The following is a 14251-nucleotide window of genomic DNA, read 5'->3' as shown; positions in this document are numbered from 1 at the left end:
GGGTGGCATAAACCACCCTATCACCATCTTTATTTAGGAGGACATAGATAAATGGAATCTAAAAAGACGAGAAAAGAAAAACAGGAAGCATTAAATTTTCAGCGTCAATTGACTGGATTTCAAGGGAAAATCGTTGCAGTGATTGCCATTCTTTTTTCTATCTTTCAGATCTATGCCAATAGTATTGGTACAATTCAAGAAATTCACCGAAATGCGATTCACTTAGGATTTTTATTGGTTTTATCCTTTTTGCTATATCCAGGAAATAAGAAATCGAATACCCATAAATTTAGCCTATGGGATATTCTTCTAGCTATTGGCGGGGTTATCGTAGGTTTATATATCGTTATCTTTTATAAAGATATCTTTGTTGTCCGAGGTGGGCAAGCCAATTTACTAGATTATGTTGTGGCGGGATTAGCAATCGTCCTTACCCTAATTGCTGGAAAAAGGACGATTGGTTGGTTTATACCCATTCTTGGTATCATATTTTTACTCTATGCTAGATTTGGTGAATTTTCTTTTTTAGGAATGTTTGCTCATCAAAACTTTACAACAGAACGTTTACTTTACCGTATGTATATGACAACAGAAGGATTGTTAGGAATAACGATTTCTATATCATCTACTTACATCTTCTTATTTATTTTATTTGGTGCCTTTCTTAGTGCTAGTGGTGCCGCTGATTTATTTAATGATTTAGCCTTAGCGATAGCAGGTAAGAGACGTGGTGGCCCTGCTCAGGTAGCTATTCTTTCTAGCGCAATGATGGGGACATTAAGTGGAAGTGCTGTAGCAAATGTAGCTACTACAGGTACATTTACGATTCCCTTAATGAAAAAGATCGGTTATGCACCACATTTTGCTGGTGCAGTAGAAGCTGCGTCTTCTACTGGCGGGATGATGATGCCACCAATCATGGGTGCTGCCGCTTTTATTATGGCAGGTTTTGTAGGTGTTCCTTATTCAACAGTAATGTTGGCTGCTGTGATTCCGGCCTTGCTTTATTATGCAGGGGTAATCATTATGGTGGATATAGAAGCTAAACGTTTGGGTCTTAGCGGATTAAGTGATGAAACATTACCAAGAGTTTGGGATGTTTTAAAAAAACGGGGGTTACTATTATTACCAATCGTTGTTATCGTATGGACACTTATAGAAGGAAGAACCCCGCTATTTGCTGGTTTTGCTGGAATTATTTCCACCATTTTAGTAAGTTGGTTTCATAAAGATACAAGGATTGGCCCGAAGAAAATTTTAAAAGCTTTTGAAGAGGCTGGAAGAGGCGCTATACAAGTTGGTATTGCAACAGCTGCAACAGGAATTATCGTCGGTGTAGTGGGTATGACAGGAGTAGGATCTGTACTTGCTTATAACATCTTAAAAATTTCCTTTGGCCAAGTATCGGTTGCTTTAGTATTAGTTATGTTAACGGCGATCGTTTTAAGTTTAGGATTACCTTCAACTGCTTTATATATTGTGGTTGCGGTTACAGCAGCACCCGCATTAATAAAAGCAGGTATTCATCCCCTTGCAGCACATTTTTTCGTCTTTTGGTTTGGCGTATTATCTAATGTTACACCTCCTGTCGCATTAGCATCTTATACGGCTGGAGGAATTGCAGGAGCCGACCCGATGAAAACAGGATGGACAGGATTAAAATTAACAGTTGCAGGCTTTATTATCCCGTTTATGTTTGCTTATAATCCTGTCATTTTGATGCAAACGCCAGATGGAAGTCCTGTTCCGTTTGATAAAGTTATCTTGGCAGCTATTACTGGAATAATCGGAGTATTTGCTCTTGCTGTTGCTGTTCTAAATTACTATCGTACATCTTTAAATTGGCTGGAAAGAATTCTATTCTTCTTAGCAGCGATTTTTATGATTAAACCTGGGATGATTACTGATGCTATTGGAATTGGGTTACTCGCTATTGCTTTATTTATCCAGATAAAGAAACAAAAAGATATCAATAGAGGTGCCAATCATGAATACTTGGCCTAAGATATACAAAATCAAACAGACTTTTGCCAATCAACCTATTGTAAAGGATATTGAAGAAACGATTATTAAAGAAGTAGACTATGTGATGAATCAAAGTCAACTACCAGTAGGATCAAGCATTGCAATTCCTGCTGGTAGCAGAGGGATATCCAATATTGTCATCATTTTAAAAACGATCGTTACAAAATTAAAGGGGATGGGATATCACCCTTTCCTTTTTTCTGCAATGGGTAGTCATGGCGGAGGTACAAGTGAAGGGCAAAAAAGTATATTAGAAAGTCTTGGTATTACAGAAGACGTGATGAAATGTCCAGTTATCTCCTCTTCAGAGGTAGTTCAACTTGGAAATACAGATCAGGAGATCATAGGGTTACCTGTATATATAGCCAAAGAAGCAGTAAAAGCAGACGGAATACTTGTCGTTAATCGAATAAAAGCCCATACTTCTTTTACAGGAACATATGAAAGTGGATTACTCAAGATGATGGCAGTAGGGATGGGAAGAGCAAAGGGAGCATCAATGGTTCATTCATTGGGTGCGGAGTATCTTGCTAAGTCCATTCCTTCGATTGCCAAAAAGATGATAGAATTAGCCCCGATTATTGGGGGTATTGGGATTATAGAAAATGCGTTAGAAGAAACAGCAATGATAAAAGGTTTATCTAAAAATGAGATTTTAAAAGAAGAAAAGAAACTGTTACAAATAGCAAAATCCTATATGCCTAAACTTCCAGTAAAAGATATTGATTTAGCCATTATTTTACAGATGGGCAAGAACTACAGCGGTACAGGAATGGATACGAATGTCATTGGTAGACTTCGGATCGAAGGAGTACCAGAACCTACTCATACGAATATCCGCTATCTAGCTGTTTTAGATTTATCTGAAGAATCTCATGGGAATGCAACTGGTATTGGTTTAGCTGATTTTACAACAGAAAAGTTAGTGAGAAAAATCGATAAACAGGCAACCTATCTAAATTGCATGACAAGCGGTTTTGTTACTAGAGCTGCAATACCTATGACTTTCCCGGATGATAAGACATTATTTGAAGGGATTGCAAAAGTATTTAAACGAGATGATTTATCATTTTTAAAAATCGTCATTATAAAAAACACCTTACAAATTGATGAATTATGGGTTTCGGAAGCAATATTTCAAACTTTGAAAGGAGAAAAAAATATTGAATTACTGGAAGGTCCCCTAAGTATAAAGTTCGACGAAACGAATTCGATCATCTTAAATTAAAAGTAAAGAGTAAGCAGTGGTGAGGAATGTCTTTATGCAAGGCAATTTTGGGAGGGGATAATAATGGAAAATAGAGTAATAGAGGAGATTAAGAGATTAATACCCGATCCGAAAAGAGTCATGACCGATATTTCCGACTTATATAGTTATTCTTATGATGCTTCTTTTGGCACGTATTTGCCAGATATCGTTGTTCAGCCGAAAAGTACAGAGGAAATTGTTCGTCTCGTCCAATTAGCCAATCAAGAGAAGTTCCCTATTTACCCTCGCGGACAATCTACGGGGTTGAGTGGTGGGTCTTTGCCAGTCAAAGGGGGGCTTGTTCTTGATTTATCGAAAATGAACCAAACCCTGATTATCGATCCAGATAATCTAGTAGCAATCGTCTCCCCTGGAGTCTTAACCGCAGATATTCATAAAGCGGCCGAACAATATGGTTTGATGTACCCGCCTGACCCTAGCAGTTCCAATGTTTCAACGATTGGCGGTAACTTAGCGGAAAATTCGGGTGGCCCAAAGGGATTAAAATATGGAGTAACCAAAGATTATGTGATTGGACTTGAAGTAGTAACCCCTGAAGGGAAAGTAATTCGTACAGGTGGGAAAACGGTGAAAAACGTTACGGGGTACGATTTAACCAAGCTGATTGTTGGTTCAGAAGGCACACTTGGGATTATTACCGAGGCAATCTTACGCTTAATCCCCAAACCACCAGCGACAGAAACAGCAATGGTTATTTTTGATGATATTGTCGATTCAGGCCGGGCGATTTCGAAAATACTAACAAGTGGTATTTTACCTTCCAAATTAGAATTAATGGATCAGGCATCCATTCAAGCGGTTGAAGACTATGAACCTGTAGGCCTTCCCCGTGACGCAGAAGCGATTCTCCTTGTAGAAGTAGATGGGCACCCTTTAGCAGTGAAAGATGAAATTGAAAAAGTAAAAGCAATTTGCATAGGGCTTGGAGCGAGAGAAGTGAAAATCGCCACGACCAAAGAAGAACGGGAAGAACTATGGCGGGCGAGAAAACTGGTTTCTCCAGCAATTGTAAAAATTAAACCAACCAAAATTTCTGAAGATGCAACGGTTCCAAGAAGCAAAATTCCAGAGATGTTTAAACGGTTAAAAGAAATAAAAGAAAAATATCAGCTTCATCTTGTGATTTTTGGTCATGCTGGTGATGGGAATCTGCATCCCAATATTATTGCGAATAAACTAGATAAAGAAGAGATGAAACGGGTAGAAAAGGCCGTAGAAGAAATCTTTCGCGCTACAATTGAACTTGGAGGGACACTCTCAGGAGAACATGGTATTGGAACCATGAAGGCTCCCTTTATGAAAATGGAATTAGGTGAAGTGGGTTTAGAGATGATGAAACGGATTAAAGAAGCATGGGATCCCAATAACATTCTCAATCCAGGCAAAATTTTCCCAGAACCTGGGCAAAAGTTGGTGTTAAGCGAATGATTCTGCTCACTGAGTTACAGAAAGAATTGCGTTATGATTTAACCAATGCCTGTGTTCAATGCGGGTATTGTTTGCCCGTTTGCCCCACATACATGACGATGGAAAGAGAAACTCATTCTCCACGGGGTAGAATTAATCTTGTCAAAATGGTAGCAGAGGGAAGAATTCAAGATATTACGCAAATTATGGAACCGCTTGAGCTTTGTGTGGGTTGCCGTGCTTGTGAAACAGCCTGTCCAACAGGAGTTCAGTATGGAAAGATTCATGAGGCTGCTAAAATTGTTTTAGCCAAACATAAAAAGTATACACCAACCGTTAAAATGATACGCAATGTCTTATTTAAAAAGGTCTTTCCTAAGCAAAAAGTAATGGTCTCATTAGGTAATCTAATATGGCTTTATCAAAAATCGGGACTCCAAAAGGTGTTGCAAAAAACCCAAATATTAGATCGATTTCCCAATCATTTAGGCGAATTCGAAAGAACACTTCCACCATTGCCATCGATCAAGGAAAGAAAAATGGTAGGAAAACATATCTTACCAGAGCAAAAACCAAAGTTAAAGGTAGCCTTTTTTCAAGGATGTGTCATGGAAGGGATTTACCAACGGATCAACCGATTGACGATCGAATTATTGAAGTTAGCAGGAGTAGAAGTGATTATTCCTAAAAAACAAACCTGTTGTGGAGCTTTACATGCTCACTCTGGCGAGCATAATCAGGCATTAGAATTGGCAAAACAGAATATTGATGTTTTTTCCCAACTTGATGTGGACTACATTGTGAATAATGCCGGAGGTTGTGGAGCAGCCTTAGTAGAATATGACCATTTATTAGAAAATGACCCTGATTATAAAGAAAAAGCGAAAGTGTTTGTCTCAAAAGTACGAGATATTAGTCAAATCTTAGTAGAAGCAGGGAATTTACCATTACAATATCCAATCAATGAAACTGTAACCTATCAGAGGTCTTGCCATATGACCAATGTACAGAAAGTAAAAGATGAGCCTTTACAGTTAATCCAATCAATTCCAGGCTTAAAATTGGTAGAAATGGAAAGACCCAATATGTGCTGTGGTTCAGGAGGAATCTATAATCTGATTCATTATGAAGAATCGATGAAAATTCTTTCATTAAAAATGGACACGGTAAAAGATACACACGCTACTACAATAATCACAACGAATCCAGGCTGTTTAATCCAGATGCAAAAAGGAATTTTAAATGAAGGATTAAAAGGGAAAGTTCGTGCGGTCCATTTAGTAGAGCTGCTTGCTGAGTCTGCAGGGATTGAATAGTGGCTTGTACGTTCTAACGCTGCTCCTAACCTTACGGCTTTCCGTAAATAAGGTCGGTGGGAAAGCTCGCTCTAAAGAATCAGCTTATAGAACATACAAGCCTATTTCATTCAATCCATGTTTTTTCGAATCGTCTCTTCAATATCGGCTAACTGTTTTTCATAAAAAATTTCCCATTCTACTCTTTGTGGACCGGGTAATAATGTAACTGTTAGATCAATATCCACTTGTCGTAATCGATTTTGTTTCCATTTCAAGTAGCTATAATACAAAAGTCTGGTTTCAAATATTGGGTATTCAAATCCCTTAGACAACAACTGAATTTGTGTTTGTTCATCTTTTTCTTTTAATTCAGGTAGATGTTGAAAGATTTCTTCTAACCGTGAAAAAGCTGAGAGGAGGTTAGAAGGGAGATGTAAAGAATCAGATTCTGGATTGAAAAATGATTTAAAATAAGTTTCACTAGCAACATGCATATAAGATTGAACATCTTCGATTTGGAACTTGACTCCTCTTTCCAGCGCTTTAGTCACTGCATTTTCTAATGAACGAAAGAAAATCATATCATCCACATGTTGGTATAAGGGCTTGATTCGATATAGCAGATTCATATAATAGTATTTTAGGTTCAAAAATGCTTCTTGATCTCCTTGAAGTGTTTGTTTCCATAACTGGTTCAGTTCCAAACTTGAAAAATTAGACTTTTCCTTCATTTTATGTTCGATTGCCTTAATATCCATCATCAAACCTCATTTCTTAAACGAATCTTCCTTTTCATTCAAAATATTATAGCAGAACATCAAGGGTCTGGCATGGTAGATAAGGGTGTAGATTCATTAAAAAAAGTGCCCCCGAATGGGAAGCACTTAGAAAAAAGGGGGTTAACCCAAGATTGAATTCAGTTTTTGCTTTTCGATTCTTCGTTGTTCTTGGAATCGTTTGGTCTCGGCAACGATTACTCCATTTAAACCAATAAGGCCAATTAAGTTAGGAATCGCCATCATTCCATTCATCACATCAGCAATATTCCAAACTGTTTTTAATTCAACAGTTGTACCAACAAAGACAGCAATGGTAAATACTAAACGATAGAAAAAGATTGATTTGGTACCAAAAAGGTATTCAAAACTTTTTTCACCATAATATGCCCAACCAATAATAGTAGAATAGGCAAAAAGAATAATTCCTATTGAAACAATCCATTGGCCAATATGAGGTAAGAACATTTCAAACGCTCTGACCGTTATTTCGGCGGCTTGAGGATTCTTAAGATCTACGCCAGAATAGAGGCCACTCATCACTAAGACTAAACCTGTAATTGAAGCTACAACAATTGTATCTAAGAATGTACCTGTCATCGATACAAGAGCTTGACGCCCAGGCATATCTGTTTTAGCTGCAGCAGCAGCAATTGGCGCAGATCCGAGACCAGCTTCGTTTGAAAATACTCCTCTTGCTACCCCGTAGCGGATAACTGTACCCAACGCCCCTCCTGCAGCAGCCTTACCAGAAAATGCATTACTAAAGATAAGAATTAAAGCTTCTGGGACTTTATCTAAATTCATGAGAATGATAATGATGCCACCAGCTACATAGAATAAAGCCATTACTGGAACTAAAAAAGAGCTTACTTTACCAATACTTTGGATTCCGCCGAGTAAGACAAAGCCAGTAAAAAGAGCAAGTATAAGTCCTGTTATCCAAGGAGTCACACCCATTGATTCTTTTACAGCATAGGCAACAGAATTCGACTGCACCATATTACCAATTCCAAAGGCTGCTATGGAAGCAAATATTGCAAATAAGATACCCAACCATTTCCAACCAAGACCCTTTTCAATGTAGTACATGGGTCCTCCTGCCATTTCTCCTCTAGCATCTACGGTACGAAATTTGACTGCAAGAATCGCTTCAGAATATTTGGTAGCCATACCAAATAAGGCAGTCATCCACATCCAAAAAACAGCACCTGGCCCACCAAAAATAACAGCCGTTGCTACGCCGGCAATGTTACCTGTACCAATAGTTGCCGCTAACGCGGTCATTAAAGCAGCAAAATGGGAAACATCCCCTTCAGAAGAGTGATCTTGATTTTTTGAAAAGGCCAACTTTAGAGCATAAGGAAGTTGGGAAAATTGTAAAAACTTTAAACGGAAGGATAAAAAAACACCAGTGCCAACGAGAAGTACTAACATGGGTGGTCCCCAAACAAAATCACTAATTTTTCCAATTAGCTCGTTTAACATTCTTTTCCTCCCTTTTCTTTTTCGCAAAATTATAACTATTATTTCTTAATAAGTTTACATGAAAATGATCTATTCGTAAATAAAAAATCGCTTTAAAATATAAATATTTTACAGCGTGAAAGCGAAAGGGCTTTCTTAGCTGATTTATTTGATAAAATATGATAAATTAAGAAATGCTTAATAGTAAACCAATCAGAAAATGAGTGATATGGAGTCATGGAAGATGAAGCAAAAGACAAAAACATCGTTTTATGTTGGTCAAGTTGTAGAACTAGAAATAAAAAAAATTGGGATTAATGGTGAAGGAATTGGTTACTTGAATCGCCAAGTCCTATTTGTGCCAGGAGCATTGCCTACGGAGATTGTGGTAGCAAAAATAGAAAAGGTTGAAAAAAACTTCGCGATAGCGAAACTGATCAAAATTAAAAAAAAGTCAAAACAAAGAATAAAACCCCTTTGCTCAGTATATGAACAATGCGGAGGATGCACATTACAACATTTGGCCTATGAAGGACAGTTAGAGGCAAAGCGAGAACTGGTACGGGAAGCGATTGAAAAATATGCCCATCTTAAAGATGTGGAGATTCGGCCAACGATCGGAATGGACAATCCTTGGGATTATCGCAATAAAGCTCAACTTCCTTTACAAGAAATCAAAGGAAAAGTATTAACAGGTTTATATGAGATGGGAAGTCACCGATTAGTAGACATTAGCTCTTGCCCAATTCAACATCCAAAAGTCAACGAAATGATCCAAGTAGCTAGAGATGTGATTCAAGAATTAGGAATCCCCATTTATAATGAACGAAAACGAAAAGGAGTTGTGAAACACCTCGTGGCAAGGATAGGCTTTGAAACCGAAGAAGCTCAACTAACCTTCATCACAGCCACGGAGGAAATTCCAAGGGTTAAAGAACTGATTCTTGAATTGCGCTATCGTCTTCCTTATCTAAAAAGTATCATGCAAAATATCAATCCAGTGAAGACATCGATTATTTTTGGGAATAAGACAAAAGTTCTTTGGGGAGAAGAAAGAATCATTGAAAGATTAAATGGGATTGAATTCTCCTTATCACCACGAGCCTTCTTCCAACTTAACCCAGAACAAACGGTGAAACTCTATACGGAAGTCGAAAAAGCAGCGGCATTAACGGGAAACGAAGTGGTTGTCGATGCTTATTGTGGAGTAGGTACCATTGGTTTATGGTTGGCCAAGTCAGCCAAAGAGGTTCATGGAATGGACATTATTAAAGAAGCAATAGAAGATGCGAGAAAGAATGCCGAAGCTGGCGGTTACACCAATGTAAAGTACACCTTAGGAAAAGCAGAAGAAATACTCCCAAGGTGGGTGAATAACGGCTTTCAAATCGATGTATTAATTGTCGATCCGCCAAGAACAGGACTGGATCCAAAATTACTTGAGACGATTCTCCAAGTGAAACCAAAGCGCTTCATCTATGTTTCTTGTAATCCTTCTACATTAGGAAAAGATCTGGCGATCCTGTTAAAAGGAGGCTATCAAGTCGAATACATTCAACCGATCGATATGTTCCCACAGACGAGCCACGTTGAGGTGATAGCGAAACTTGTTTTAAAAGATACAGTCGATTAAACTGTACCAAAGGCTTGTAGCTGTTCTGTGATATCTTTTCTAGTTTCTAAAGCGGATTGTATTTCAGCTTTCTTATTTGCTAACTCTTGAAGTTGATGGGCTATTCGTTCATTTTGATGTTTAAACTGTTCTGTGTTAATAGCCCCCTCGGCATGGAGGGTTAATAAACTGACAAATTGATTATTTAGCTTTTCAATCTGCCTTTCAATCTGTTTTAATTCCTTTGTAAAAGAAGACTTCAAAGAGCTAGCCTTCTTTTCCGCTATTCCGTAAAGGCTTTCTAATTTGATATTATCCTTTATCAGAGCCTTTAGATCATCTTTTACCGCTTGTAAAAGCAAACTTTCCTCTATGATATGAGAAGAGCAATAGGAGGATGAATGTTTTACATAACCCCCACAAACATATGCACCTTTACGTCTGTCGCTTCTAAAGTGCATACCGCTATTACAGTCAGCACATTTAGCAATATGAGCAAAAAGGCTTTCCCTTCCGTTGCTTTTGCTTTTTCCTTTTTTCTTCATAAGTTGTTGAACAGCCTGAAAATCATCCTCTGAAATAATAGCAGGGTGGGCGTTCTCAATCACAATTTGTTTATCAGGCTCAACTTTTCTTCTTAATTTGTAAAGTTCCGATTTTGCAAGAGTGTGCGTTGTTTCTTCACGGCAGTGAACTAATTTACCTGTATAAACAGGGTTCGTCAGAATACTTTTAATTGTGTTTTGATGCCACTTTGTACCTGCGTTTATCGCTCCTGATACTGTTCTAGGGGTGGGAATACCTTTTCTCATTAGATAGTTGGCAATTCGATACATACCCCAGCCTTCATAAAGGTAAAGCCTGAAAATCTCTTGTACAATCGGAGCAGTTTCCTCATTCGGTTCAAGTTTTTGGGTTTCATTGTTCATTTTGTAGCCATACGGAGGTAAAGACGCTTTGTATTTCCCTTGTTTAGCCCTTTCTCTTAGCCCTAGTTTAGTACGTTCAGATAGTTTTATACTCTCTTCCTCAGCAAAGATTGCTTTGAGATTAAACATTAGTCTACTAGGGTTTAATTTAGTGTCATAGTCATCCTCAGGCAAGATTAAGCGAATGTTTTGTTGTTCAAGTTCGTGGGCTAATTGCAAACTCTTATAAAGGTTTCTTCCTAAGCGTGAAACAGACTTGGCTATGACAACATCAAATTTTTTCTTTTTTGCATCCTCCATTAAACGAATGATTTCGGGGCGATTGTTAAAACCTGTTCCGCTAATACCGTTATCAATATACCGCCCAACGATAGTAAAGCCGTGCTCTTTAGCGATACTTTCAGCTAAAGAAATTTGATTGTGTAAACTGTTTTTTTGCTCTTCTCTGTGAGTGCTTACACGAGCATAAATTGCACATTTCATCATTCAGCCACTCCTTTTTTATCAGGAGTGACATTAGTTCTATCATCATCGTAGGAAGCATTTAACAATTTGTCAATCTGATAATCTATCAATGATGATAAAACCTCTAGTAAAGTTTCTGTTCCTGTAAATACTCTTTCAATTATCATGGTTGTTTCCTCCTTCCACCCTAGTAATCGTTTTATAGGTAGAAAGAGTTGCGATGATTTTTCGTGGAAAAAAGATGTTGAAAATGTAAAATAAGTTAATTAGAGTTTATATTGGTATACGTACATAGGAAGGAGAGAGGTTTTATGCAAGGACAAGTTACAACAAAAACAGTAAAAGCGGGAAAGCCACAAAAAGACAGATTAGGTTCGGCTATAGCATCTATGATATTAGGAATTTTTGCGTCCATATTTACTCTTTTCGCAATTATAACTTCGGTAAACGAAAGTTATATGGGGTATACTTCAGATATAGGTGCAACATATATGATAATTGCAGGTGTTTTTTCCCTAGTAGGTTTTCCTATGGGGTTACGGGCTAGGAAGTCAACTAGAGGTAGAGGTATGGCTATTGCAGGAATAATCCTAACGTTTTTTCCGTTTATGTTTTTGATATTAGCTTTAATAGCTTTTTTACTGCTCCTCTTTTAAGAAGATTTTATGTTTTGAATGGTTAGGGAGGGGGTATAACTAGGAAACATTTTAGAAGGCTATAAAGGACGTTTCTGTGCGTTTAGTGAGGTTTTACGTTCCCCCGCCGTTGAAAAGATTGCAAGCGGTGAGCGGGTGGCGGAATATCCAAACAAAAACAAAAAAGTAAAGTTGCTTTCACTATTAAACTCCCTAAACTCTTTACCCTCCCTCTATATCTCATAAAGAAAGAGAGAGAGAGTCGAAGCGTTCGCCAGCGGCGGACGCTGTTTATTCTCTCTCTTGATTTTTAATGAAAGATATGTTTATTTTATGGATTATGATTATTATTAGTGCGACTATCAGTCTGTTCACAATAGTTTCAACAGACTTTGTGTCTATTTCCCAGTAGTTTCAACAGACTTTCTGTCATTTCAACAGACTTTCACGTTTATTAGTGTCTTGAACTGACTTTAAGTCTATTGAGCATGAAGTTTGTTTAAACTTTTCTTCAAACTCTTTTTGCATAAAGGATTTGTATTCTTCGAGTATTTCTCCCACTTTCTTTTCCACATAGTCATGTTTACTATAACCGGATAACGCAATTTCCAATACGTTAACACCACTCGACTCTTGAGTGTATTTAATTCTCAACGTATTACGTAACTTTGTGATGAACTCTTGGTATGTTTCAGACTCCACAACTTCCGCCACCCACTTATCCAGGTCGCCGCTATTAACCTTTCCCCGAACTGAATTCATGAATTCATATGTTTTTTCAGACAATAATAGATAAGGGTTTTCATGCAAATTATTAGGGAGGTAATACACATTATTTTTGTTAGGTTTTTCGATTTCAATAAACTCTTTAGCCTTAAGTGACTTCAAGTGTCTTTCTACTGTTTTTGAACTGCATGACATATGCAGGGCAAGCCTTTCCTGCGTGGGGTAGCATTTGTTGCTATCTCCCATATAGGATAACAAGCATTCCAATAGCATCTTTTCATATAGACTCAAGCCTAGACATCGTTTTATTTTATGTGGAATGATTACATAGCCCCTATTGGCATCTGTATATTTGCCATCTTTAGCAATTTCGGCTAGATATTCATTAGCCTTTCCTGTAAATCTTTCTCTCATTTATGCTTCCCACCCTTTCTTTTTTCTTTGTAGTTTTCAAGCTCTTCACATTCAAAAATAAAAGGACAACAAGTCCCTTTATTTTCACCGTTATCAATTGATTAGACTTATACCATCGCTCTTAAAATAGTGCGTGGGCTAACTCCTACAAACTGTGCAGCCTGTTTTCTGTTAAAGTATTTTTGCATGTTTACATCCCCCGACGGCAATAGTTAGTGACAAAGTGGAATAAAAAATAATCCTCTGTACTAGTTATCGTTCTATGGTAATATTTTGTTGCGGAACAACTTGTGAAAAATTTAAAACACCCGCCATAAAAAGGCGGGCGGTTATAACTCTATGTCTAAAACATCTTTAATTTCATCATCTGGCACTCCTTTGTTTCGTAACATATCAATTAATGAATTTAAGTCAATTCCATAGCCGTAACGAGAGCCACGAATAATGTGGCTATTGTGGCGGGGGACTGTTTTTAGTAGCCCACGTTGTACTAAAGACCTCACCCCTTCGGTTGTGAAAGTAATATTGAACTTTCCTAATACTCTAGCCGCAGTTTCAAAAGTAACCATATTAGTTCTCCTCCTTCATATTCATAGATTGTAAAATAAAGTTATTTAATTCACTTTCCGCTATCCGTAAGGTACTGCTGCCTAATCTCATAGCTTTTAATTTTCCTTGGTTTATCCAATTGTAGACTGTTCTACTTGAAACGTTTAACCGTTCAGCGATTTGTTCCGCTGTAAAAAGTTTACCTAATTTGTCTAGTATCATTGTTGTTCACCACCTTTTTTAAGGAATGTTTCAAGTTCTTCTTTCACAATCCTAATCGATCCACCTATACGAGTATGGGGGATGACACCTTGCCTAATGAGAGAATACGTTTTATTGACTGATAACCGTAACAATTTAGCTGCATCAGATACTCTTAATAGTTCCATAAAATACCTCCTATCTTATTAGCGTTCATTGTAAATATAAGAAAAAGAATACAAGATTAACAAAATTGTGTGTAAAATATTAAAAATTTTTGGATAAAAAACAAAAAATGATAGGAGTGGGGTTTGTGCGTCAAGAAAATAGAAAATTAGACGTAGCGGGAGGGAGGACGTAAGCATTTTTAAAAGGGAAATAGAGGTATCTGAATATAATATGTAAATGATTTTACCTTTACAAAATATGTATGATAACCATAAAAATGATTGGGATGTAAAGAGCGTCTGTTTATAT

14 protein-coding genes are annotated in these 14251 nt (G+C 37.4%); 6 read left to right on the top strand and 8 right to left on the bottom strand.

Going from position 1 to position 14251, the window contains the following annotated elements; translation table 11 throughout:
- Positions 1-51: 51 nt before the first annotated feature.
- The 4 genes from ACMW72_RS08990 (at position 52) to ACMW72_RS08975 (ending at position 6018) form a co-directional block, all read left to right on the top strand.
- Complete coding sequence (locus ACMW72_RS08990) at positions 52-2004, top strand: TRAP transporter permease (RefSeq protein WP_418368499.1); 1953 nt, start codon at positions 52-54, stop codon at positions 2002-2004.
- Complete coding sequence (locus ACMW72_RS08985) at positions 1988-3253, top strand: lactate racemase domain-containing protein (RefSeq protein WP_418368498.1); 1266 nt, start codon at positions 1988-1990, stop codon at positions 3251-3253. Before ACMW72_RS08990 ends, ACMW72_RS08985 begins: the two co-directional genes overlap by 17 nt.
- A 63-nt stretch (positions 3254-3316) precedes the next feature.
- Positions 3317-4723 (top strand): FAD-binding oxidoreductase, encoded by a 1407-nt coding sequence (locus ACMW72_RS08980; protein ID WP_418368497.1) that lies wholly within the window; start codon positions 3317-3319, stop codon positions 4721-4723.
- Entirely contained in the window at positions 4720-6018 is a 1299-nt protein-coding gene (locus ACMW72_RS08975) for a (Fe-S)-binding protein (RefSeq protein ID WP_418368496.1), read from the top strand. Before ACMW72_RS08980 ends, ACMW72_RS08975 begins: the two co-directional genes overlap by 4 nt.
- A 110-nt stretch (positions 6019-6128) precedes the next feature.
- On the opposite strand, the gene ACMW72_RS08970 is transcribed toward ACMW72_RS08975, so the two are convergent.
- Positions 6129-6758 (bottom strand): hypothetical protein, encoded by a 630-nt coding sequence (locus tag ACMW72_RS08970; protein WP_418368495.1) that lies wholly within the window; start codon positions 6756-6758, stop codon positions 6129-6131.
- Between the two features lie 141 nt (positions 6759-6899).
- Entirely contained in the window at positions 6900-8264 is a 1365-nt protein-coding gene (locus tag ACMW72_RS08965; RefSeq protein WP_418368494.1) for an alanine/glycine:cation symporter family protein, read from the bottom strand.
- 223 nt (positions 8265-8487) lie between these two features.
- On the opposite strand from ACMW72_RS08965, the gene rlmD reads away from it, so the two are divergent.
- Positions 8488-9876 (top strand): 23S rRNA (uracil(1939)-C(5))-methyltransferase RlmD, encoded by a 1389-nt coding sequence (gene rlmD, locus ACMW72_RS08960; RefSeq protein ID WP_418368493.1) that lies wholly within the window; start codon positions 8488-8490, stop codon positions 9874-9876.
- Here the strand turns inward: rlmD and ACMW72_RS08955 are convergent.
- Positions 9873-11270, bottom strand: coding sequence for a recombinase family protein (locus tag ACMW72_RS08955; RefSeq protein WP_418368492.1), 1398 nt, complete (start codon positions 11268-11270; stop codon positions 9873-9875). The two genes, rlmD and ACMW72_RS08955, sit on opposite strands and share 4 nt — an antisense overlap.
- Positions 11267-11416, bottom strand: coding sequence for a hypothetical protein (locus ACMW72_RS08950; RefSeq protein ID WP_418368491.1), 150 nt, complete (start codon positions 11414-11416; stop codon positions 11267-11269). The genes ACMW72_RS08955 and ACMW72_RS08950 overlap by 4 nt, the downstream gene beginning before the upstream one ends.
- A gap of 144 nt (positions 11417-11560) precedes the next feature.
- Here ACMW72_RS08950 and ACMW72_RS08945 point away from each other — a divergent pair, with 144 nt between their 5' ends.
- Complete coding sequence (locus ACMW72_RS08945) at positions 11561-11905, top strand: hypothetical protein (protein WP_418368490.1); 345 nt, start codon at positions 11561-11563, stop codon at positions 11903-11905.
- Positions 11906-12313: 408 nt separating this feature from the next.
- Here the strand turns inward: ACMW72_RS08945 and ACMW72_RS08940 are convergent, their stop codons facing one another.
- The 4 genes from ACMW72_RS08940 to ACMW72_RS08925 form a co-directional block, all read right to left on the bottom strand.
- Positions 12314-13024 carry a helix-turn-helix domain-containing protein gene (locus tag ACMW72_RS08940; RefSeq protein WP_418368489.1) on the bottom strand — a complete coding sequence of 237 codons (711 nt, stop codon included), beginning with the start codon at positions 13022-13024 and terminating at the stop codon, positions 12314-12316.
- A 329-nt stretch (positions 13025-13353) separates the two neighbouring features.
- Positions 13354-13593 (bottom strand): hypothetical protein, encoded by a 240-nt coding sequence (locus tag ACMW72_RS08935; RefSeq protein ID WP_418368488.1) that lies wholly within the window; start codon positions 13591-13593, stop codon positions 13354-13356.
- Position 13594: 1 nt separating this feature from the next.
- A complete protein-coding gene (locus ACMW72_RS08930; protein WP_012749084.1) occupies positions 13595-13795 on the bottom strand; it encodes a helix-turn-helix domain-containing protein in 201 nt (66 codons plus the stop codon).
- Positions 13792-13962, bottom strand: coding sequence for a helix-turn-helix domain-containing protein (locus ACMW72_RS08925; protein WP_012749085.1), 171 nt, complete (start codon positions 13960-13962; stop codon positions 13792-13794). The genes ACMW72_RS08930 and ACMW72_RS08925 overlap by 4 nt, the downstream gene beginning before the upstream one ends.
- Positions 13963-14251 lie beyond the last annotated feature (289 nt).

Source organism: Tepidibacillus sp. LV47 (assembly GCF_048381575.1).
In the GTDB taxonomy this organism is placed as follows: Bacteria; Bacillota; Bacilli; order Tepidibacillales; family Tepidibacillaceae; genus Tepidibacillus.
This window is presented reverse-complemented; position numbering and strand designations above follow the sequence as displayed.

Coding starts and splice junctions, on each gene's coding strand:
- ACMW72_RS08990 (WP_418368499.1), top strand. CDS start 52: ATGGAATCTAAAAAGACGAGAAAAGAAAAACAGGAAGCATTAAATTTT.
- ACMW72_RS08985 (WP_418368498.1), top strand. CDS start 1,988: ATGAATACTTGGCCTAAGATATACAAAATCAAACAGACTTTTGCCAAT.
- ACMW72_RS08980 (WP_418368497.1), top strand. CDS start 3,317: ATGGAAAATAGAGTAATAGAGGAGATTAAGAGATTAATACCCGATCCG.
- ACMW72_RS08975 (WP_418368496.1), top strand. CDS start 4,720: ATGATTCTGCTCACTGAGTTACAGAAAGAATTGCGTTATGATTTAACC.
- ACMW72_RS08970 (WP_418368495.1), bottom strand. CDS start 6,758: ATGGATATTAAGGCAATCGAACATAAAATGAAGGAAAAGTCTAATTTT.
- ACMW72_RS08965 (WP_418368494.1), bottom strand. CDS start 8,264: ATGTTAAACGAGCTAATTGGAAAAATTAGTGATTTTGTTTGGGGACCA.
- rlmD (WP_418368493.1), top strand. CDS start 8,488: ATGAAGCAAAAGACAAAAACATCGTTTTATGTTGGTCAAGTTGTAGAA.
- ACMW72_RS08955 (WP_418368492.1), bottom strand. CDS start 11,270: ATGATGAAATGTGCAATTTATGCTCGTGTAAGCACTCACAGAGAAGAG.
- ACMW72_RS08950 (WP_418368491.1), bottom strand. CDS start 11,416: ATGATAATTGAAAGAGTATTTACAGGAACAGAAACTTTACTAGAGGTT.
- ACMW72_RS08945 (WP_418368490.1), top strand. CDS start 11,561: ATGCAAGGACAAGTTACAACAAAAACAGTAAAAGCGGGAAAGCCACAA.
- ACMW72_RS08940 (WP_418368489.1), bottom strand. CDS start 13,024: ATGAGAGAAAGATTTACAGGAAAGGCTAATGAATATCTAGCCGAAATT.
- ACMW72_RS08935 (WP_418368488.1), bottom strand. CDS start 13,593: ATGGTTACTTTTGAAACTGCGGCTAGAGTATTAGGAAAGTTCAATATT.
- ACMW72_RS08930 (WP_012749084.1), bottom strand. CDS start 13,795: ATGATACTAGACAAATTAGGTAAACTTTTTACAGCGGAACAAATCGCT.
- ACMW72_RS08925 (WP_012749085.1), bottom strand. CDS start 13,962: ATGGAACTATTAAGAGTATCTGATGCAGCTAAATTGTTACGGTTATCA.